This is a genomic window from Streptomyces sp. NPDC006365 (genome assembly GCF_042870755.1).
GTDB lineage: Bacteria > Actinomycetota > Actinomycetes > Streptomycetales > Streptomycetaceae > Streptomyces > Streptomyces xiangluensis.
In genome coordinates this window covers 565,129-584,154 of the sequence record NZ_JBIAHS010000003.1, presented here as the reverse complement: position 1 = coordinate 584,154, position 19,026 = coordinate 565,129, and the positions used below count along the sequence as shown (strand labels likewise).

The 19,026-nt window shown below is 68.9% G+C and carries 14 protein-coding genes and 2 pseudogenes; 6 read left to right on the top strand and 10 right to left on the bottom strand.

Translation table 11 applies throughout. From position 1 onward, the window contains the following. Window positions 1-644 precede the first annotated feature (644 nt). Entirely contained in the window at window positions 645-1,268 is a 624-nt protein-coding gene (locus ACFYO0_RS11925; RefSeq protein WP_388673792.1) for a TetR/AcrR family transcriptional regulator, read from the top strand. Between the two features lie 327 nt (window positions 1,269-1,595). On the opposite strand, the gene ACFYO0_RS11920 is transcribed toward ACFYO0_RS11925, so the two are convergent. Beyond that, window positions 1,596-3,311 carry an MFS transporter gene (locus tag ACFYO0_RS11920; RefSeq protein ID WP_388673790.1) on the bottom strand — a complete coding sequence of 572 codons (1,716 nt, stop codon included), beginning with the start codon at window positions 3,309-3,311 and terminating at the stop codon, window positions 1,596-1,598. 422 nt (window positions 3,312-3,733) lie between these two features. Here ACFYO0_RS11920 and ACFYO0_RS11915 point away from each other — a divergent pair. Then, a pseudogene (locus ACFYO0_RS11915) lies at window positions 3,734-4,018 on the top strand (NAD(P)-dependent oxidoreductase); the annotation flags it as partial. On the opposite strand, the gene ACFYO0_RS11910 reads toward ACFYO0_RS11915, so the two are convergent. Then, complete coding sequence (locus ACFYO0_RS11910) at window positions 4,008-5,069, bottom strand: zinc-binding dehydrogenase (protein ID WP_388673788.1); 1,062 nt, start codon at window positions 5,067-5,069, stop codon at window positions 4,008-4,010. The pseudogene ACFYO0_RS11915 and the gene ACFYO0_RS11910 sit on opposite strands and share 11 nt — an antisense overlap. Window positions 5,070-5,330: 261 nt before the next feature. Between ACFYO0_RS11910 and ACFYO0_RS11905 the strand changes: the two genes are divergently transcribed. After that, the gene (locus tag ACFYO0_RS11905; protein WP_388673786.1) at window positions 5,331-8,552 is read left to right on the top strand and encodes a bifunctional cytochrome P450/NADPH--P450 reductase; all 3,222 of its coding nucleotides are present in this window, start codon (window positions 5,331-5,333) and stop codon (window positions 8,550-8,552) included. 128 nt (window positions 8,553-8,680) lie between these two features. Here ACFYO0_RS11905 and ACFYO0_RS11900 read toward each other — a convergent pair whose 3' ends face one another. Further along, window positions 8,681-8,848, bottom strand: a complete 168-nt coding sequence (locus ACFYO0_RS11900) for a hypothetical protein (RefSeq protein ID WP_388673784.1) — start codon at window positions 8,846-8,848, stop codon at window positions 8,681-8,683. Between the two features lie 489 nt (window positions 8,849-9,337). On the opposite strand from ACFYO0_RS11900, the gene ACFYO0_RS11895 reads away from it, so the two are divergent. Next, the gene (locus ACFYO0_RS11895; RefSeq protein WP_388673782.1) at window positions 9,338-9,709 is read left to right on the top strand and encodes a hypothetical protein; all 372 of its coding nucleotides are present in this window, start codon (window positions 9,338-9,340) and stop codon (window positions 9,707-9,709) included. A 263-nt stretch (window positions 9,710-9,972) separates the two neighbouring features. On the opposite strand, the gene ACFYO0_RS11890 is transcribed toward ACFYO0_RS11895, so the two are convergent. Further along, window positions 9,973-10,623, bottom strand: a complete 651-nt coding sequence (locus ACFYO0_RS11890; RefSeq protein WP_388673780.1) for a uridine kinase — start codon at window positions 10,621-10,623, stop codon at window positions 9,973-9,975. A gap of 192 nt (window positions 10,624-10,815) precedes the next feature. On the opposite strand from ACFYO0_RS11890, the gene ACFYO0_RS11885 reads away from it, so the two are divergent. Together ACFYO0_RS11885 and ACFYO0_RS11880 are read left to right on the top strand one after the other, a co-directional pair. Then, complete coding sequence (locus ACFYO0_RS11885; protein WP_388673778.1) at window positions 10,816-11,400, top strand: DinB family protein; 585 nt, start codon at window positions 10,816-10,818, stop codon at window positions 11,398-11,400. Window positions 11,401-11,637: 237 nt separating this feature from the next. Next, window positions 11,638-12,299, top strand: a pseudogene (locus ACFYO0_RS11880) (transposase); the annotation flags it as partial. Between the two features lie 94 nt (window positions 12,300-12,393). On the opposite strand, the gene ACFYO0_RS11875 reads toward ACFYO0_RS11880, so the two are convergent. From ACFYO0_RS11875 to ACFYO0_RS11850, 6 genes are read right to left on the bottom strand one after another with little or no spacing between them, the layout of a single operon-like run. Then, the gene (locus ACFYO0_RS11875; RefSeq protein WP_388673776.1) at window positions 12,394-14,484 is read right to left on the bottom strand and encodes a PQQ-dependent sugar dehydrogenase; all 2,091 of its coding nucleotides are present in this window, start codon (window positions 14,482-14,484) and stop codon (window positions 12,394-12,396) included. A gap of 22 nt (window positions 14,485-14,506) precedes the next feature. Next, window positions 14,507-15,469, bottom strand: coding sequence for a hypothetical protein (locus ACFYO0_RS11870; protein ID WP_388673774.1), 963 nt, complete (start codon window positions 15,467-15,469; stop codon window positions 14,507-14,509). 37 nt (window positions 15,470-15,506) lie between these two features. Further along, on the bottom strand, window positions 15,507-16,286 hold the full coding sequence (locus ACFYO0_RS11865) for an ABC transporter ATP-binding protein (protein ID WP_388673772.1): 780 nt from the start codon (window positions 16,284-16,286) through the stop codon (window positions 15,507-15,509). After that, window positions 16,276-17,043: an ABC transporter ATP-binding protein gene (locus ACFYO0_RS11860; protein WP_388673770.1), complete on the bottom strand. Its 768-nt coding sequence runs from the start codon at window positions 17,041-17,043 to the stop codon at window positions 16,276-16,278. Before ACFYO0_RS11860 ends, ACFYO0_RS11865 begins: the two co-directional genes overlap by 11 nt. Continuing rightward, the gene (locus ACFYO0_RS11855) at window positions 17,018-18,148 is read right to left on the bottom strand and encodes a branched-chain amino acid ABC transporter permease (protein WP_388673768.1); all 1,131 of its coding nucleotides are present in this window, start codon (window positions 18,146-18,148) and stop codon (window positions 17,018-17,020) included. The genes ACFYO0_RS11860 and ACFYO0_RS11855 overlap by 26 nt, the downstream gene beginning before the upstream one ends. Then, window positions 18,132-19,019, bottom strand: a complete 888-nt coding sequence (locus ACFYO0_RS11850; protein WP_388673766.1) for a branched-chain amino acid ABC transporter permease — start codon at window positions 19,017-19,019, stop codon at window positions 18,132-18,134. The genes ACFYO0_RS11855 and ACFYO0_RS11850 overlap by 17 nt, the downstream gene beginning before the upstream one ends. Window positions 19,020-19,026: the final 7 nt, after the last annotated feature.

Here is a 19,026-nt window from a genome sequence, read left to right as displayed (position 1 = left end):
CAAATCGCAGACGGAGCACATCCCTCAAAGCGAGGTCTCTGTAACTCCCTGAACTCCAAGCTCTCGGCGCGGTCGATGACCACGAGGGGCCGAACACGGCCAGCGCGCGGGCCAGATCCACTGCGACCAGCCGTCCCACCGCGAGGGACTGGGCGGGGCCGACGCGGCGGACTCGGGCGGGGTCCGGGGCTGGGGAGGCGACGTCTCCTGCTGAGCTGACGCCTCTGGCGGTGGCTGCGTCTGTGTCATGCAGAGAATGTCGCGGTGCCGTCAGGCGGCGGACCGTCCGGCAGGCTTCGGTAACGGCCCGCAGGTCGGCGGGGCGGTACCCGCCGACCTGCGGGGTCTCGTTCTGCCCGGTCCGGCGCGACCGGGCGGCCGTCTTCTCCAGCCACTCAGCGGGGCTCGACCCGACGGTTGCCGGACGGGCGCGGGGCGGCCGGGCTTCCAGGCTGGAGGCATGACACACCGTGGGCGATGCAAGGAGCCCGACACTTCCCTCGGATCATCGACCGACGTACCGGGCCGGGACGTCATGCCTGGCAGGGCCGGCCCCGGGGACGGCGTCCCCGCCTACGATAGGGGGACCAACAGCCGCTTGTTCAAGCGACTTGCTCGTGAGACTAAGTCGGTAATATGAGCCCATGGCTCACGTCCCAGCGGCCGAGCGCCGCCCTCAACTGATCAAAGCAGCCATCGACCTCATGACGAGAGAAGGAGTCTCGGCCGGAAGCACACGTGCCATCGCCACCGAACTGGGCGTCGCTCAAGCCACCGTGCACTACACGTTCGGCACGAAGGAAGAGCTCTACCGCGCCGTCATGGAACAGCTCACGGCGGACCTGCTGGCGCAGGTCGAGCAGGCCGTTCCGGAGGATGCCGGATTCGAGGAGACGGTCGGCACATTGGCCTCAGCCCTCTGGAGGACGGTGCGCGAGAAGCCAGGCCACCACCTCCTCCTCTCGGAGCTGAGTATGTTCGCACTCCGCACGCCCGCGCTCGGCGAAGTCCTTGAGAGCCACTATCGTGGCGTGGTCGAAGTGACGGCGAGGCTCGTGACGCAGGCGGCCGAGCGCGCAGGTCAGCCCTTGGCCCAGCCCGCAGAAACAGTCTCGCGGTTCTTCCTCTCCGGTTTCGACGGGCTCGTTATGCAGCACCTGACCCACCCCGACGAAGAGGCTGAGGCAACTTGCCTGCAAGCCTTCATCGCCGCCGTTGTGGCGCTGGCACGCGGTCAGCTGAGTCCCGTGGCCGTCCCGGCGTTCTGACCGAGCTCGACGACGACCGGCGGTGGAGTCTGGTTCCGGGGCCCCTGAGCCTCATGAGTGCCGGCTCGTGCGGTACTGCCCCGGCGCCACGCCGTGCTCGCGCTTGACGCGGGCCGAATGCACGGGCGAAGTGGATCGTCAGCTCGTTGATTCGGCTGTTCCACCTTCTATGCCCCCCAACCCGCCCCCACAGGTTGACGCAACCCATAGGGGCACCCCCGAGCCCGGTGACATCGCCCCAGGCCGACCGATCGACAGGGGAGAACAGTCACACCGGGCCCGGAGGCCGGCGGCCTCTGGCGGGACCGCGAGGAACATGACGGGGGATCACGGATTCGAGTGAGTGAACTCGGGCTCCTTCTCCTGAGCGACCGAGGTCTTGATCCCTGCTCCAGCCTTGGCCGTATTCTCCGCCCCTGCTTGTGCACTACGGCCCTTGCCGGGGAGCAGGAAGGCGACGGACACCGCCCCCACTCCCAGGATCGCCGCGCCCACCAGGCTCGTGTGGGCCACCGCGTCCGCGAAGGACGAGCCGACCGCGTCCGCCATCTGGTGGGCGCCGTCGGTGAGTTGACCGGCCTGCTCCTGGAGTTGCGCGGCCTGCTGCGGGTCGGTCGCCCGCGCTGCTTGTTCGGCGACCTGCCGTGCCTGGTCGCCGATGCCCTCGGCCACCCCGTACCCGGCGGCGACCGAGTCCTGCGCCTGGCCCAGCGCGTCGGCCGGGAGCTTGCTGTCAGCGGTTGCGTCCGACAGGTTCGACGAGTACGAGGTCGACAGCAGCGAACCGAGGATGGCGATGCCGATCGCCCCGCCCAGTTCCTGCGAGGTGTCGTTGACCGCGCTGCCCACGCCCAGCTCCTCCTCAGGGAACGCACCCATGATCGCGTCCGTGCAGGGCGAGAGCGCCAGGCCGATCGCGAGCCCGAGTGCGATGAGGGGTGCCACGAAATCGGCGTACGACGACGACTTGTCGATCTGGGTGAGCAGCGCGAGTGCCAGCGTGCCGCCGGCCATGCCCGCGACGATCGTCGCTTTCATGCCGATGCGCGGGGTGAGGTAGCCGGTCAGCACGGAGCCGGCGAAGACCGCGCCGGCGAGCGGCAGCATGCGTATGCCGGTCTCCAACGCGTTGTATTGCAGGACGAACTGGAGGTGCTGGGTGAGGTAGTAGAAGGCGCCGAAGACCGCGAGGAGGAACAGTACGACGGCGATGTTGGCACCCGTGAACGCGCGGTTCGCGAATCGGCGCGGATCGAGGAGAGGGTGCGGGTGGTGCAGCTCCCAGAGGACGAACCCCACGAGTCCCACGACCGTGACGACCGTGCCCGTGAGGGCCTTGGCGTCCCAGCCGTGCGGGGCCTCGATGAGCGTGAAGACCAGCGCGGCGATCCACACCACCGACAGCAGTCCGCCAACGTAGTCGATCCGCGGCGCGTGCGTGGCCTTGGACGGCGGCACCAGGACGAAGGTGCCGGCGATGGCGAGGGCGACCACGGGAACGTTGATCAGGAAGGTGGACTGCCAGCTGAAGCTTTCCAACAGCATGCCCGCGATCAGCGGTCCGGCGGCGATGGCGAAACCGGCGGTGCCCGCCCACAAGGTGATGGCCTTGGTCCGCTCGGCGCGCGGGAAGGTCGCCGCGAGCAGAGAGAGCGTGGCCGGCATGATCAGCGCCGCACCGACACCCATCACCGCACGGGCCGCGATGGCCCCGGCCGCGCTGTCGACGAATGAACCCCATATTGCTCCGCCGCCGAACAGGACGAGCCCGAGGACGAGCGCGCCGCGTCGGCTGTACTTGTCGCCGATCGCGGCGAACAGCAGCATCAGGGCGGCGTAAGGGATGGTGTAGCCGTCAATGACCCACTGCAGGTCCGTGCTGGTCAGACCGAGGTCCTGGGTCATCGAGGGAGCCGCGACCGTGAGGGCGGTGTTGGCCATCACGATCATCAGCAGGCTCAGACAGAGCACGAGCAGCGCCCACCAGCGCCGGGCGTAGGGGCCGTTCATTCTCTCGACCGGTTCGTCCATGAACACACGCATGAGCTGGGGTCCTTTCTCAAAGGGGGTCCTCGCAATGCCACTGCGGGCAGGGGCAGGTGCACGGAACGGCAGGGAACGCCGCGAGCATCCGTTCGACAGACTTTATCATGCGACAAAGTCGGTAGACCGAATCCGGTGTCACGTAGCTCCTGTGAGATGCGGCGCCCAGCGGGGTGCTCGCTTGCTGCGCCCAGAGGTATTGCCCCGATCTGGTCGAGATCCGAAAGATCGCCGGGGACTGCACCGCCTGCAACCACGAACCGAACTGGCGCAAGGCAGACGGCATCCTCATGCCGGCCTTCTCCCTCGGTGCGATGCGCGGCTGTCAAGCGACGATGCTCCGGGTCGCCCGGGGGGCCGGCTGTCGTTGACAAGCTGCTGCGACGTCAGGGGTACCGCACTCGGCCTGGGTCGGCTTCGGCCGGATTCACCGGGCAACCGCAGAACGTGCGCCCGGGTTCGGCATGACGGTGCGTTGCACCGCACGCAGCGGCCCCGCGTGTCCCGAGCGGCTCGGACATCTCGTCGACAGGGTCCAGCACATCGAGTGGAATGAACTCGTGGGGACCAGCGACTTCGTGCCGCTCCATGTGCCCCTGACCGCGGCCACAGAGGCCGGAGTGCACTTCGAAGGAGGAGCCCCTCCGGCAACGTGCTGCCGGAGGGGCTCCTCCTGGAACGGGCGGGGCCGCGGAGTCAGGGCGTGAGTACGAGCCGGACCGGGTCGCCGATCTTCTTCTCCAGGCGTGCGACGGCGTCCGCCGCGTCGGCCAGGGGTACATGGGCGGTGATGGACGGGGCCAGGTCGATCCGTCCGGCGGAGGCCAGGCCGATGAGCTCTTCCACGTGCTTGGGCTCGGAGCCGTAGTGGCCGCGGATCTGGTTGCCCTGGAAGCAGAAGCCCACGCTGTCGCCGATGGTGAACGGCTCCGGCGTGAGCCCTGCCAGGACCAGGACCCCCTCGGCACCGAGCGCGGCGGTGGCCTGTGCGCGGGCCGCCGGGGCGCCTGCGAAATCGAACGCGACCTGGAGGCCCCGTCCGCCCGTGGCCTGGTCCACCGCCTCGGCGAAGTCCGCCGAGGCCGGGTCCAGCGCGACGTCCGCCCCGAAGGCGAGGGCGCGTTCACGGGCGGTGGGCAGCGGGTCGACGGCGATGATCGGGGCCGCGCCGACCATGCGGGCGAGCCGGATGCCGTGCGCGCCCAGGCCGCCCGCACCCCAGATGCCGACCGCCTGCGCGGGTCGGACCGCGCCCGTCCCCACGATGGCGGCGTACGGGGTGGAAACCGCGTCGGGAATGATCGCGGCCTGGTCGAAGGGCAGGCCGTCCGGGATCGGGAGCAGGGTGTCCTCGCGGGCGACGGCGTACTGGGCCCAGCCCCCGTCGTAGTCCACGCCGCGCGTCAGCGGCTGTCGGCATGACATGCGGCGCAGGCAGCCCCCGCACTCCCCGCACGCCTGCCCGGCCTGGAGTACCACCCGCTGACCTGGTTCCCACATGCCCTGCACGTCCGGGCCGAGGGTGTGGACGACGCCCGCGACCTCGTGGCCGAGGGTGACCGCCCGGCTGTTCGCGACCGCGTCGACCGGGAAGGCGGGGCTGAGACTGCCGTCGATCAGGTGGACGTCCGACAGGCACACCCCGGCGGCCCGCACCTCGACCAGGACCTCTCCCGGGCCCGGCACCGGCAGGGGAACCTCTTCGACCGCGAACGTATGTGTGTCCAGGTGAAGCCGTCCGGCGAGCATGGTGCTCATGGCGGGAACCTCTATTCGTTCGATGGTGAATGTGCGGATGTGACGGCGCACAAGCGCCCTGGTCGATCGACCACGTCGTGTAACCATGTCGATGGACGGAGTCGTGTGTCAAGTCGTCGGTCCGCCCGACGCCCAACGCCCCCCACTCGTTCTGTCGAACGACCATGTCACACAACCGATTCAGTCGACCTTGTCATCCGACAATGTCGCGTGTAGGTTGATCCCCAAGCGACTTACTGGTGCGGAACGAAAGGCAATCTCATGACTCACGAGGCCCTGCACGGAACCGAACCGATCCCCGAGCGTCCCGCCCTGCCCCTGGTCGGCCACGCGTTCGACATTCCCAGTGGCGCCGACGGCCTGCTCTACGTGATGAAGGAGGCCAGGGAGCTGGGACCGCTGTTCAAGCTCCGCGTCTTCGGCAACGAGATCAACTTCGCCTCCGGCCTCGACCTGGTCACCGAGCTGGCGGACGAGAGCCGGTTCCGCAAGAACGTGCACCCCGACCTCGTGATCCTCCGGGGGATCGGCGGCGACGGGCTGTTCACCGCGTACAACGACGAGCCCAACTGGCGCAAGGCGCACGACGTGCTGATGCCGGCGTTCTCCCTGGGCGCGATGCGCGGTTACCACGCGACGATGTTCCAGGTCGCCCGGGAGCTGATCGGCAAGTGGGACCAGGCCGCCGGTGCGGAGGCTGTGAACGTCGCCGACGACATGACGCGGCTGACGCTCGACACGATCGGCCTGTGCGGCTTCGGCTACGACTTCGAGTCCTTCAGCCGCGACGAGCCGCACCCCTTCATCACCGCCCTGTCCCGGGCGCTCGGCTTCGCCCAGGACAAGGGGGAGTCCATCCCCGGCACGGAGTTGTTCAAGTGGAAGCAGGCGGAGCAGTTCCGCGAGGACGTGGCCTTGATGGAGGGCCTGGTCGACGACGTGATCCGGCAGCGCCGGGCGTCCGGAGACCAGAGCACCGACGACCTGCTCGGGCGCATGCTGCACACCCGAGACGCGCTGACCGGCGAGCCCCTGGACGACGTCAACATCCGCTACCAGGCGATCACCTTCCTCATCGCCGGCCACGAGACCACCAGCGGCGCCCTGTCCTTCGCCCTGTACTACCTGACCAAGCACCCCGAGGTCCTGGCCCGCGCGCAGGCCGAGGTCGACGCCCTGTGGGGTGACTCGGACGCCCCCGAGCCGGACTACGGGGACATCGGCAAGCTGACGTACATCCGCCAGGTGCTCAACGAGAGTCTGCGGCTGTGGCCGACGGCTCCCGCCTTCGCGGTGGAGCCGCTTGAGGACACGGTCATCGGCGGGAAGTACGCCGTGCGCAAGGGCGAGTCGATCCAGATCCTCATCCAGCAGCTGCACCGCGACCCCGCCTGGGGCGAGAACGTCGAGCTGTTCGACCCCGACCGGTTCCTGCCCGAGCGGGAGGAGCAGCGCCCGGTCCACCTGTTCAAGCCGTTCGGCAGCGGTGAACGCGCCTGCATCGGCCGCCAGTTCGCGCTGCACGAGGCGACGCTGGTCCTCGCGCTGGTGATCCACCGCTACCGTCTGATCGACCACACCAACTACCAGCTGAAGATCAAGCAGTCCCTCACCATCAAGCCCGACGAGTTCACCCTGAACCTGGCCCGGCGCACCAGCGGCGAGCGGCGCCTGCCCACCGCCGCGGCCCTCGCGGCGGGCAACGCCCCCGCCGCCGCGGGCCGCCCCACCGCCCGGTGCGCCGCGGGGACTGCGCTGACCCTGCTGCACGGCTCCAACCTGGGGACCTGCGCGGGCATCGCCCGCGATCTGGCCGAGGACGGCGACGAGCGCGGTTTCACCCCATCCGTCGCGCCCCTCAACGACGCCGTGGGCAAGCTCTCGGGCACCGACGGGCCAGTGGTGATCGTGGCCGCCTCCTACAACGGCAGGCCCACCGACGACGCCGCGGAGCTCGTCGCCTGGCTGGAGGGACTCGAGCCCGGCGCGCTCGACGGCCTGGAGTACGCCGTACTCGGTGTCGGCGACCGCAACTGGGCCGCCACCTACCAGCGCGTCCCCGCGCTCATCGACGAGCGGCTGGCTGCGGCCGGTGCCACGTCACTGCTGGAGCGCGGCGCCGCCGACGCCTCCGGCGACTTCGCCGGCACGGTGGACCGGTGGACCGGCGACCTGTGGACCGCCCTGCTGGAGCGGTACGGGACCGCCGCAGAAGCGCAGGAGGCCGAGCCGGCCGCCGCACAGGAGACGGGCCTGTACGAGCTGGAGGACACGACCGACTCCGTCATCGGCGGCCTCGCGGCACGCCACGGCGTCCAGCCCATGGAGGTGCTCGACGCGTACGAACTGGTCGACATGAACCACGGACTGGGCCGCTCCAAGCGCTTCCTCAAACTCCGGCTGCCCGAGGGCGTCACCTACCGCACCGGCGACCACATCGCCGTGCTCCCGAGCAACCCGGCCGACCTCGTCCAGCGCGTGGCCGACCGCTTCGGCCTCGACCTGGACCGCACCGTCCGGCTCCGTGCCCGCCGCCGCAGCCGGGGCGCCCTGCCCGTCGACCGCCCGCTGACCCTGCGCCGCCTGCTCACCGACTTCGTCGAACTGCAGGATGCCGCCGCTCAGGAGCAGGTCGCCGTGCTCGCCGAGCTCACCGCCTGCCCGCCCGAGAAGCGCCCCCTGGCCGAACTCGCGACGGCGGATGCGGAGGCCTTCCGCGAGCAGGTGACCGCCTCCGGACACAGCGTCTTGGACCTGCTGGAGCGCTACCGGGCCTGCGAGCTGCCCTTCGAGGTCTTCCTGGAACTGCTGCCCGTGCTGCGCCCGCGCCACTACTCGATCTCCTCGTCCGCCGAGGCGGCACCCGGCGAGGCCGACCTGATGGTGTCGCTGCTCGACGCGCCCCACCGCTCCGGCGAGGGCACCTTCCGCGGCATCGGCTCGCACTACCTTCAGACCGTGACGGCCGGTGACACCGTCCAGGCCCGGGTGCTGCCCTGCAGCGAGGCCTTCCGCCTGCCCGGGGACGACTCCGTGCCGGTGATCCTGGTCAGCGCGGGCACCGGACTGGCGCCCTTCCGCGGGGCCGTCCTGGACCGTCACCACGTCAAGTCGACCGGCACGCTGCTGTGCTACTTCGGCTGCGACCACCCCGACGTCGACTACCTGCACCGGGCGGAGTTCGAGGCGGCCGAGGCCGCCGGAGCCGTCAGCATGCGACCCACCTTCGCCTGCGCCCCCGAAGACGGCGCCCGCTTCGTCCAGGACCGCATCGCGAAAGAGAGCGACGAGGTCTGGGCCGTGCTGGAGGCCGGCGGACGTGTCTACATCTGCGGGGACGGCCGCCGTATGGCGCCGGGAGTGCGGGAAACGTTCATGGCGATCTACCGCACGCACACCCGCGCGGGCGAGGAAGAGGCCACCGCCTGGCTGGCCGCCCTGACCGAGTCCGGTCACTACGTGGAGGACGTCTGGGCCGGCTGACCGCCCCCACGGCACGGCGGCAGCGTCCACCGCACCGGATCCCCGATCAAACCTGCCACGGACGTCCAACACGTCTGTGGCACGGGTCCCTGAGAAGCCATCTCATTTGGCGAGTCTGTGGTAGCAGATCAGGGGGCGAGGCTGGTGAAGGCCAGGAAGTGATTGGCCTTGCGTTCGTAGTGGCCGTGCAGACGTCGGCATCCGGCGAGCCAGACCATGGTGCGTTCAAGCAGCGTTCCGAGGACACCGACGATGACACCTATGAGTGCAGGCAGTTGGTACAAAAAGGCAGTCACCTTCGAAGCGTGCCCGCCTACCAGGGGCTTCACCGTCCTGTCAGCCCAACTCCCCAGCTCGCCCCTGCAGGTTGGAAGCGCCTCAGTGGGCGGACTGCACCCAGTTCCCGATGGTGCCGGCAAAGATCCGCTTCCGCGGGTCGGTCCGGGCCCGGCTTCTGTTCAAGGATCGCCCAGTCGCTTTGGGTGAGCTCGCAGCTGCCCAGGCTCATTGGTTGACGACGTCAACCAGCACCGGGTGCCTGTCATCGCGCCAGTAGGCCTTGACCGCCTTCCCGGCGTCAGCGACTGCAGAGTGACGTCGCCCCCGGGCTTGAGGTGCCCGGGGACGACCTCATGTGTCAGGCCCAGTAGACACCCTGCTGCACGATGTGGGTGCCGCTACACTTCCCGTCGTCGGAGTTGATCTTGATGTCGTCGGCTTCGTTAGCCCAGGTGGTGCCGTTGGGGTGGGCGTAGTCGCCGAGGTTGATGGCGGTGTTCCGCGGGATGCAGACACTGTGGAACCTGGACGACCCGGAGGAGCTCCTGGCCCGCCTGCTGGACCTCACCCTGCGGGTTTTCACCGAGCGGCGCTCGGGCTTCCGCGCCTTCATGGTCACCGCACGGGCCGACCCCGAGCCGTATGCCCGCGGTGCCAGGACCATGAAGGACATGGCACACCGCTTCACGTCCCACCTCAGCCGGCGCTTCCACCGCCCCCCGGAAACCGCCGACACCGCCTGCCGGATCATGTTCGCCCAGGCGGTGCTCCTCGTCCTTTTCGGCGAAGAGGAGACCGCGGCGGTCACCGTCGACTCCGAGGAACGCCGCCGCCATCTGGTCCGCGTCCTGCACGCGGTCCTGCGACGTGCCGAATGACGTGCGGCCTACGGCTTGCGGAAGTCATCGCAGCGGTCGCGGGTCCGTGCGAAGGGTGGGCTGGAGGCCGACTATCGCCTCAGCCGGAGGCGGTGTGACCCGCCCATCGCATGGCGCTGACAAGCCAGGGATCGCTCTCGGCTTGTCCCGTCGACGGACACCGTCCCCCGATCGGCTCGGCCGCTCCATTCAGGACCTCATCGTCATCGTCTCCGGCTTGCGCAAGCGCGGCATCGGCTTCACCGCACTCCAGGTCGGCCGAGCTAAGGTCTGGTCGGCGGGGCGACGACCAACTCGGTGTCCGGGTCGTGGTCGATCTGTGGAGGGCCGGCGACGATCATGGTGGCTCGGGCCCACGGCTTTTCTCGCAACATGAACGGCAGTTCCTCCAGCAGCCAGTTCGCCACGTGCTTCAGCTGCTCGGGGGAGTCGCCGTCGCGGGCGACCAACAAGCGCTCTTGCTCATCGAGGTCACCCTGCATCCACATCGAGGCGTCCAACCACGGGGCAAGCTCGTCGCGGATGACGCCGGTGCCCTCGACCCAGATGAAGTCGGCACCGCCGGGGATGGTGATCGATCCGGGCCGGTCGTGGGTGATCCAGGCACCAGGGCGGAAGTGGACCGCCTCGCCCCGATGCAGGGGTTGCAGGATGTTCTCGACGAGCACGGCACCCCAGTCGAAGTAGGCGTGGTTCCAGGCGATGTCGTCGGTGTGGACGATGGCGGAGTTGGGCACCACTTTGCGCAGCCGCTCGGCCAGGGTCGTCTTGCCGGCGCCGCCCCGGCCGTCGACCGCGATCACCCGCGGACGTCCGGTGACGTCGGGTGATGCATCGCGCAGCTGCCGAACGGCGTCGAGCAGGGTCACCACCCGCCAGCCAATCGCCTCGGTCTCGCCTGGATGCAGATGCATCGACAATCCGTCTCCGGAGGTGAGGGCACACGTCCGGCCTGCCGAACGGTCCACCGGTCGCCCGACCTTATCGAGGTCATGGCCGAGTGGCCATGTCGGAGTCGGGCGGCGACACTCGATCCGTTTCGCCGACCTCCGCGTCGGCCGCGGGAATCTTGAGACCATGAGCAGCCCATGGCAGGCTCATGCCGCATGATCGATGAATTCGCGAAAGGTAACCTGCACGAGAGACTGCGGCGGGACCGCAAGGCGCTGCTCTGGAAACTCGACGGCTTGTCCGAATACGACGCCCGCCGACCTTTGACAGCGACCGGGACCAACCTCCTCGGCCTGGTCAAACACGTGGCCACCGTCGAGGCCGGGTACTTCGGCGAGGTCTTCGACCGCCCTTCCCCGGAACCGCTGCCCCGGTGGCAGGACTCCAACGGCAGTGATCTGTGGGCGACCGAGGACGAGACCCGCGATCAGATCATCGGGTTCTACCGGCGCACGTGGGAACACTCGGACATGACGATCAACGAGCTTCCCCTCGACGCCCCCGGCCACGTGCCGTGGTGGCCGGAGCCTTATGCCGACACCAACCTGTTCGCCATCATGGTCCATGTCCTCGGCGAGTCCATCCGGCATGCCGGGCACGCCGATATCCTGCGCGAGGGTCTCGACGGCCGGACCGGGTTGCGCGCCGAACTCGAGAAGCAGATCGACGAGGAAGCCCGTGCAGCCTACTGCGCGAAGATCGAGCAGGCCGCCAGGTCGGCCGCACCAATCAAGGCTTAGAGGTGGCTTAGAGGGCGTTTGTGCCCCTTTCGGTGTGTTTGGGAATTTACTGTTCCGTGGAGCTTCGATGATGCTGGTGCAACGGAAGGGCCTGTGGGGATGGAAGAGTGACGGCCGGGCGGTCTTGGCTGCACTCCTCCTGTTTCATCCCAAGACGCGCCCCTCTGCTCCGTTCACTTCGCGCGCCCGGTGCACACGCCTGGGCCAGGCATGCGGACGCCCGGTACTCCCAGAGTCATGGTTGAGCGTCGTCGGTATCCCAGCGATCTGTCCGATGCCCGTTGGGGGTTGGCCGAGCCGATCCTGACTGCCTGGCGGGCTGAACGCCGCGGCCGGGGACTGGACATCGGTCGACCGCCGGACCATGACCTGCGCAGCCTCCTGGACGCGATCCTTTACGTGAACCGCACCGGGATCCCCTGGCGCTACCTCCCTCCCCCAACATCCCCGCGGCCGGCCCGGGCATCGACGCGGGCAAGGAGATCGTGGGCCGCAAGCGGAGCATCGTCATCGACACCGTCGGCCTGCTGCCGGCGGTGGTCACGGCCGTGAGCGTGCAAGACTCCGTTGCCGGCCAGGCCCTCATCGAGAAGGTGGCCGCCGAGCATCCCACCGTCCGCAAGACCTGGGGCGACGGCGGCTACCGCCAACACCTCGTCGAGCACGCCGCCACCCTCGGCATGGACATGCACATCGTCCGCCGCGCCCCGACCGCCATCGGCTTCACGGTCCTGCCCCGCCGCTGGACCGTCGAGCGCACGCTGGGGTGGCTGATGAACCATCGCCGCCTGGCCCGTGACTGCGAAGCCCACCCCCACCGCTCCGAAGTCATGGTCCACCTGGCAATGATCAACCTCATGACCCGCCGCCTCACAGCCGAATCCACCCCGAGCCGGCGCGGAACTCAGAACAACCTGAACCAGGACATGAAGGGACTGAACATTGGAGGAAAACGCCCTCTGAGACCGAGGCCCCTCGTCCCTCAGTCCTCCCTCAGCGGTAGGAGACGTTCAGGCCGCGAAGCCGTCCGATGTTGTCGAACGATCCGAAGCCCACCCTGCCGGAGGTGAGCGTGGTGTCGACGGCGGTCATCAGCGGACGTTTCGAGCCGTCGACGTAGACCGCGATCTCACCGCTGCTCGCGCAGCGCACCACCCGCACCTTGTGCCAGTCGGTGTCGGTGATGGCCGGTGGGGCGCCCGTCGTGCCGTTCCACTGGTCCTCGATCCGGAGCCGGTCGGCGTCGTTGACCACGAAGATGCCGTTGTGGGGATAGATGGTGTTGTCCATTGACAGATGGGCATAGGCGAACTTCGTGTCCGACTGGTAGTCGAAGACGATGATCACGTCCCGGTTGGTGATCTCGACGGGGGTGTCGATCCGCACCTCGGCATCGATCCGTACGGAGCCGAGAGCAGCGGGACCCGCGGTCAGTACGGCGTACTCGAAGGGGCGGCGCGGGCCGGGCCGCTGGACCCCGGGCTCGGCGAGGACGGCCTCGTGGCCCGGGAACCGCCACTTCGACGGGGTGACAGGAGCCCAGTTCCGTCCGGCCATGACATGGCGAAGCGTGGAGCCGCCCGTGTCGCAGGAGGCGAACATCCGGGTCCCGGTGACCTTCCAGATCTTGCCGTTGGCCTTCGAGAGCAGATACAGCTCGCCGTCCGCGTCCTGTCCGAAGCGCAGGTCCACCCGGGTGTCCCCGGCCAGGTCCTGCATGGTGACGCGCTTGCCGCTCGCGTCGTACAGCATGAGGTCGTAGAGCTGGGCCAGTTCCTTGCTGCCGCGCCGCATTTCCTTGGTGTCGGAGAAGAGCAGGCGGCCGTCGACGAGGTCTCCGAAGATGTACTTGCCGCGCAGCCCAGGCAGGTCGTGGCCACGGTAGACGAAGCCGCCGACGATGGCGCGGCCCACGTCGGAGGTGCAGTTCCAGTCGGCGGGCGGGTCGTGGTCGTAGGCGGCGACGGGGTATGTGTAGCCGTACTGCTCGTCGTCCTCTGGGAGCGGGAAGATCCGGTCGCAGGGGTTGGCGGGTGCCTTCTCGAAGACGAAGGGGCCTTCGCGTTCGCTCCAGCCGAAGTTGTCGCCCGCGCGCACCTCGTAGACGGCTTCGATGGCGTGCTCACCGATGTGGCCCAGGTACATGCGCCGGCTGCCGCCGGTGTCCCAGCTGAAGCGGTGCGGGTCGCGCATGCCGTACGCGTAGATCTCGCCCAGCGCACCGGGGGTGCCGGTGAACGGGTTGCGCGCCGGTATCCCGTACTCTCCGTTGGCGCTGTTGCTGCCGCGCGGGTCGATGCGCAGGATCTTGCCGTGTGGAAGCGAAAGGTTCTGCGGCTCGGTGTTCCTGGCGCCCTGGCCGCCGTCGCCCACGGCGACATAGAGCTTGCCGTAGTCGGGGCTGTAGGGCCGGGCGTTCGGGTTGAAGTCGATCTGCTGGATGCCGTGGATCCGGCCCGCGAAGCCGATGCGGAGGATCTCGCGGCGGGTGCCCCGGAAGGTGTCGGCCGAGGGGTCGTCGGCGGTCCATTCGGTGATGATGCCGTGGTAGTTGGTCGTCGCCTGCTGCCGATAGTCGGGTACGGCGGTGGTCGCGGAGGCCAGTTCGGTGTGGACGGTGTAGAAGCGGCCATTGCGCTTGAAGCCGGGGTCGAAGGTGACGAACCCGAAGCCCTGGCCGAGCCCTTGGCTGGCGAAGAACGCGGGAGCGAAGGTGTCGGCGATGTCGAGGTAGAGGCGCGGGGTGCCGTCCTCGACGAGATACAGCTTGCCGTTGAGGTCGGGGACGGCCATCCGGCCCGAGCCGTCGGGGAGTTCGCTCAAGTAGTTGATGCGGGCGTGCCGTACCAGCCGTGGATCGGTGACCGGTCCGGGCGGCGGCTCGGTCTTCGGGAAGGAGGCGTACTCCTCGACTGTCAGCCCGATACCGGAGGTGGCGGGCCGCTCGGGGATGGGGTCGGTGATGGGTTCGGCCGCGGCGTGCGCCGTGCCGGGTAGGAGGACGAGGGCCGACAGCAGTAGGGAGAGGACGAGGAGAGGGGCCAGTACGAGGGGTCTCGGTCTGACGCCGGGGGATGTGGTCATCGGTATCACTCCTTTTGTGCGCTCAGTTCCAGCCGTGGTTCGTCAGGCGGTACTGAGCCCTTATCCGGTCGCCGTCCACGGCCCGGTTGAGGAACATCAGGCTGTCCATGCGGCAGTCGCAGGCATTGCGTTCACCGGTGCTCTGCGGAAAGCTCCCGCCGATCTTGATGCCCCGGGGATCGGTCGGTGAGGCCCGGTGCGGCCCGGGTCCCGAGAGGCCCCAGGGGTCGCCGGGGACGGTGTAGAAACCGTCCAGCCGCTGCCCGTTGCGGTAGAGCGCCATGGCTCCGGTGTCGAAGTCGAAGGTCGCGGCGAGGAAGACCCACTCTCCGTCCGGCAGCAGGCGCCGCCAGTCCCCGGACGCGGCGAAGGTCTGGGAGCTCGCCCCGTCGATGCGGCGGCCGAGGGCGACCAGCCGCAGTTCGCCGTTCACCTCGATGATCTCCAGCAGGCCACGGACCGCGTGGCCGTCGGAGTCCCCGGACAGCACGCCTGCCAGGCCGACGGCGTTGTAGTGGTCGTCCGGGGCGGCCGTGTTGCTGTTCCGGCCCGGGTTCGGACCGGTCGTCTTGAACCAGCCCATGACGGTGATCCCCTTGGCGGCGTTGAAGGCCCGCAGACTCGGCACACCCGAGGCCCCGTACACGCCCGCCTTCCAGTCGTCGTTGCCGGCCGCCTCCGGGTTCACCTGCCGCACCTGGAGCGAGGTCCGGCTGCCCCGGTGCGCCCCGTCCCGCGTGCGCATCGCCGCACCGCCGCCCACCAGGTCGATGTCGGTGCGCGAGAAACCCTGGTCCCGCTCCCTCGACGGGTTGCCGCGCACCGGATGCTCGAAGTCGTAGTACGCCGCCAAGTGCGGGCGCAGAGAAGGGTGTACGGCATCGCGGTCCACCTGGGCTCCGGCAGGTGCCGCGGCCAGAGCGGTCAGGGCCGTCAGGAAAGCGGCGAGAGCCACCGCCGTGTTCCGCCTGCGTTGCGTGAACATCCACTCGCTCCTTTGCGAGGCGTGTCTACGAGGCGTGTCAGCGGCGTGCGGGCCGGCCTCCGAGATAGAGCTCGCCCAATTGCGGATCGGCGAGCAACTCCCGTGCAGGGCCCGAGACATGGACCCGGCCGAGGTCTAGTACGCAGCCGGTGTCGGCGGCCTCAAGGGCGCGCCGCGCATTCTGTTCCACGAGCAGGACAGCGGTGCCCGCGTCCCGCATCCGTACGATCTGCTCGAAGACCACGCCGGTCGCCTTGGGGTCGAGCCCCATCGACGGCTCGTCGAGCAGCACCACCCGGGGCTTGACCATCAGCGAACGCGCGAACTCCACCTGCTTCTGCTGGCCTCCGGAGAGCAGTCCGGCCAGACTCGTCCACCGTTCCCCGACGACGGGGAAGAGGTCCCGTACGAACCTCACCCGCTCGGCGATGAGTTGCTTGTCCCGGAGGGTGTAGCCGCCGAGCAGGACGTTCTCGGCGACCGTCATCTCCCGGAACACGCTGTGCCCTTGGAGGACATGGGCGACTCCGGCGGCCAGCATCCGCTGAGGTCCATGGCCGGTGAGGTCCTTGCCGTCGACGAGGACCCGGCCCGAGCGAGGGGCGAGGAGTCCGCTGGCGACCTTCAGAACGGTGGACTTTCCTGCTCCGTTCGGCCCGACCAGGCAGACGATCGCCCCGGCGGGGACCTGGACGGTCAGCCCGCGCAGTACGAGGGCCGCCCGGCCGTATCCGGCCTGTATGTCGTCGAGTTCGAGAAGGAAATCAGAGTCGGGGTGTGCAGATCGAGGGATTGCAGGGTCAGTGTCAGACGCCAAGGTATGCCCCGAGGACTCGTTCGTCGGACTGGATCACGGAGGGCGGGCCCTCGGCTATCGGACTGCCGCGGTCGAACACGACAACGTGGTCGCTCAGACTCATGACCAGGTCCATGTTGTGCTCGACGATCAGGAAGGTGCGTCCCTCCGCGTTGAGTTCGCGCACCAGGTCGCAGATGCGGTCGATGAGCGCCGGGTTGACCCCGCCGGCCGGCTCGTCCAGCAGGATCAGTTCGGGCTCGCTCATCAGCACACCCGCGAGTTCCAGCAACTTCTGCTGTCCCCAGGACAGTTGGCGTGCCTCGGCCTGCTCCAGATGCTCGATGCCCATCCGCGACAGCCAGCCACGAGCCCGCTCGGTCTCCTCCCTCCGGCCCGCGCGGGCGAGCTGCCCCGCGAGGGTGGACGGCTGTACGGCGGCGAGGAGGTTGTCGAGCACGGTCATCCGCGGGAAGACACGGCACAGCTGGAAGGAACGCCCGATGCCGGCGCGGGCGATCCTGTGCGGAGGCTTTCCGGTGATGTCGCGCCCGCGGTAGGTGGTACGGCCCGCGTCCGCGCGGATCATCCCGGTGACGCAGTTGAAGAAGGTCGTCTTGCCGGAGCCGTTGGGACCGATCAGGGCGTTGACCTTGCCGTGGTGGAAGGTCACGGTGGCCGAGTCGAGCGCGGTGACACCGCCGAAGGCCTTGCTGAGGCCGACGGTTGCCAGACTCGGACGAGTCCCGGGCTCAGCCGCTGCTTCCGCTTCGCTCACTGTCTCTCACCTCCGAACCGTCCGTTCCGTCGTTTCCGTCGTTTCGGTCGCGCTGTCCGTGCCGCTCCTTCAGTTCGGCGGCGGTCACCTCGCGAATGGAGGTCGCGTCGGCCTTGCGGAAGCGGCCAAGCAGCGCGGTGGCTGCCGGGATGACCCCGTCCGGCATGAACATCACGACGACGCCCAGCAGCAGCCCCGCCACGACCAGATGCAGGGGGGTGTCGCCGTACTCGACCTTGGAATACTCCAGGGCGTACCCGACGATCACGGCGCCGAGCAGCGGCCCGTACAGATGGCGTACGCCGCCCAGCAGCGCCATCAGCACCATGTACGCCCCGCTGAGGATGGAGAACTGGAACACGGGGTCGAGGTCGCCGAACCAGAGCGCGTAGAGCCCGCCGGCCAACGAGGTGAAGGCGGCGGAGACCACGAAGACCACGAGCTTGTACGCGAAGGTGGGCGTGCCCAGTGACTGGGCCTTGTCCTCGTCCTCCCGGATCGCCTTCAGGCCCATGCCGAACCGCGAGCGGTCGATGATCCACCAGGTCAGCAGGGCCACCGCGAGCAGCGCGGCGAACAGGAAGTAGAAGGTCCTGTGGTGCTCGGAGCGCAGCATGCCCGGGAACGGCCGCGGTACGACCAGTCCCCGGGAGCCGCCGGTGAAGGAGGCCCAGCTCTGGAAGACCAGCAGCAGGATGAGGACGAGGGCGATGGAGACGATGACGAAGGAGGCGCCGCGCACGCGCAGGGCGGCATAGCCGACCGGTACGGCGAGCACGGCCACCAGTGCGCCTGCTACGAAGAGCGCGGCGAACGGTGGGAGTTCGGCCTTGGTGACCAGCAGTCCCGTTCCGTAGGCGCCGAGTCCGGCGAAGGCACCGTGCCCGAGCGAGATGTAGCCGGTGAAGCCGCCGACGAAGTTCCAGGAGGTGGACAGCACCGCGTAGTTGAGGATGGCGATGCCCACGGTGATCTCGTACGGGCTCGGGGCCATCGACGGGAAGGACAGGGCGACCGCGACGGCGGCCAGCAGGGCGCCGACGTGCAGCAGTGCGCCCGTACGCAACCTGCCTGCCCGGAACGGGGTCTCAGAACCTCTGCGCAAGCCGCCCCCCGAAGAATCCCTGGGGCCGGAAGGCCAGGGTGGCGAAGAGCGCGACGTAGAAGACGGTCTGCGCCCAGGTGGTGGAGAGTTCCAGCTGAAGCAGGCTCTGCAGCAGGCCCAGCGTCATGGCGGCGATGGCGGCTCCCGGCACGCTGCCGAGTCCGCCGACGACGATGATCGCCATCAGTGGGCCGATCCAATGCCAGTGCAGTGACGGGTAGATGGTGGTGTCGAGGGCGAGCGCCGTGCCGCCGACGGCCGCTGTGGCGAGGCCGAGGCCGAAGCCGTAGCCGGCGATCCGGTCGGTGTCGATGCCGAGCAGCTGGGCGGCTTCCCGGTGCTGGATGGTGGCGCGCAGCGCCTGGCCGAACCGGCTGTGCTTCATCAGCACATAGAGCCCCAGCAGGGCGAGCGCGGCCATACCGAAGGCGATCAGCTTGACCGCCGCGATTCTCGCCCCCAGGAACTCGAAGCCGGCCGAACTGTAGCCGAGCCGGATCCGGCGCTGGGTACCGCTGAAGGCGTACCCGAGGAGTCCCTCGATGGTCAGGGCGACCGAGAAGGTGAGCAGCACCGACATCATGGTGAGGGTCGCGGGGCGGAGCCGGGTGAGCAGCAGCCGCTGCATGGCGACGCCGGCGGCGAAGAACAGCGGCACGGTGACGACCAGGGTGAGCAGCGGGTCGATGCCGGTCTCCCGGTGGGCGTACCAGGCAAGGTAGGCGGCGAGGATCAGGAAGGCGGAGTGGGCGATCATCACGACGCGCATGACGCCGAAGTAGAGGGTCAGGCCTGCCGCGAGGAGGGCGTAGAGCCCTCCCAGCAGCACGCCCAGGACGACGCTCTGGAAGACGAGGCTCGCGGAGGGCACGCCGGCC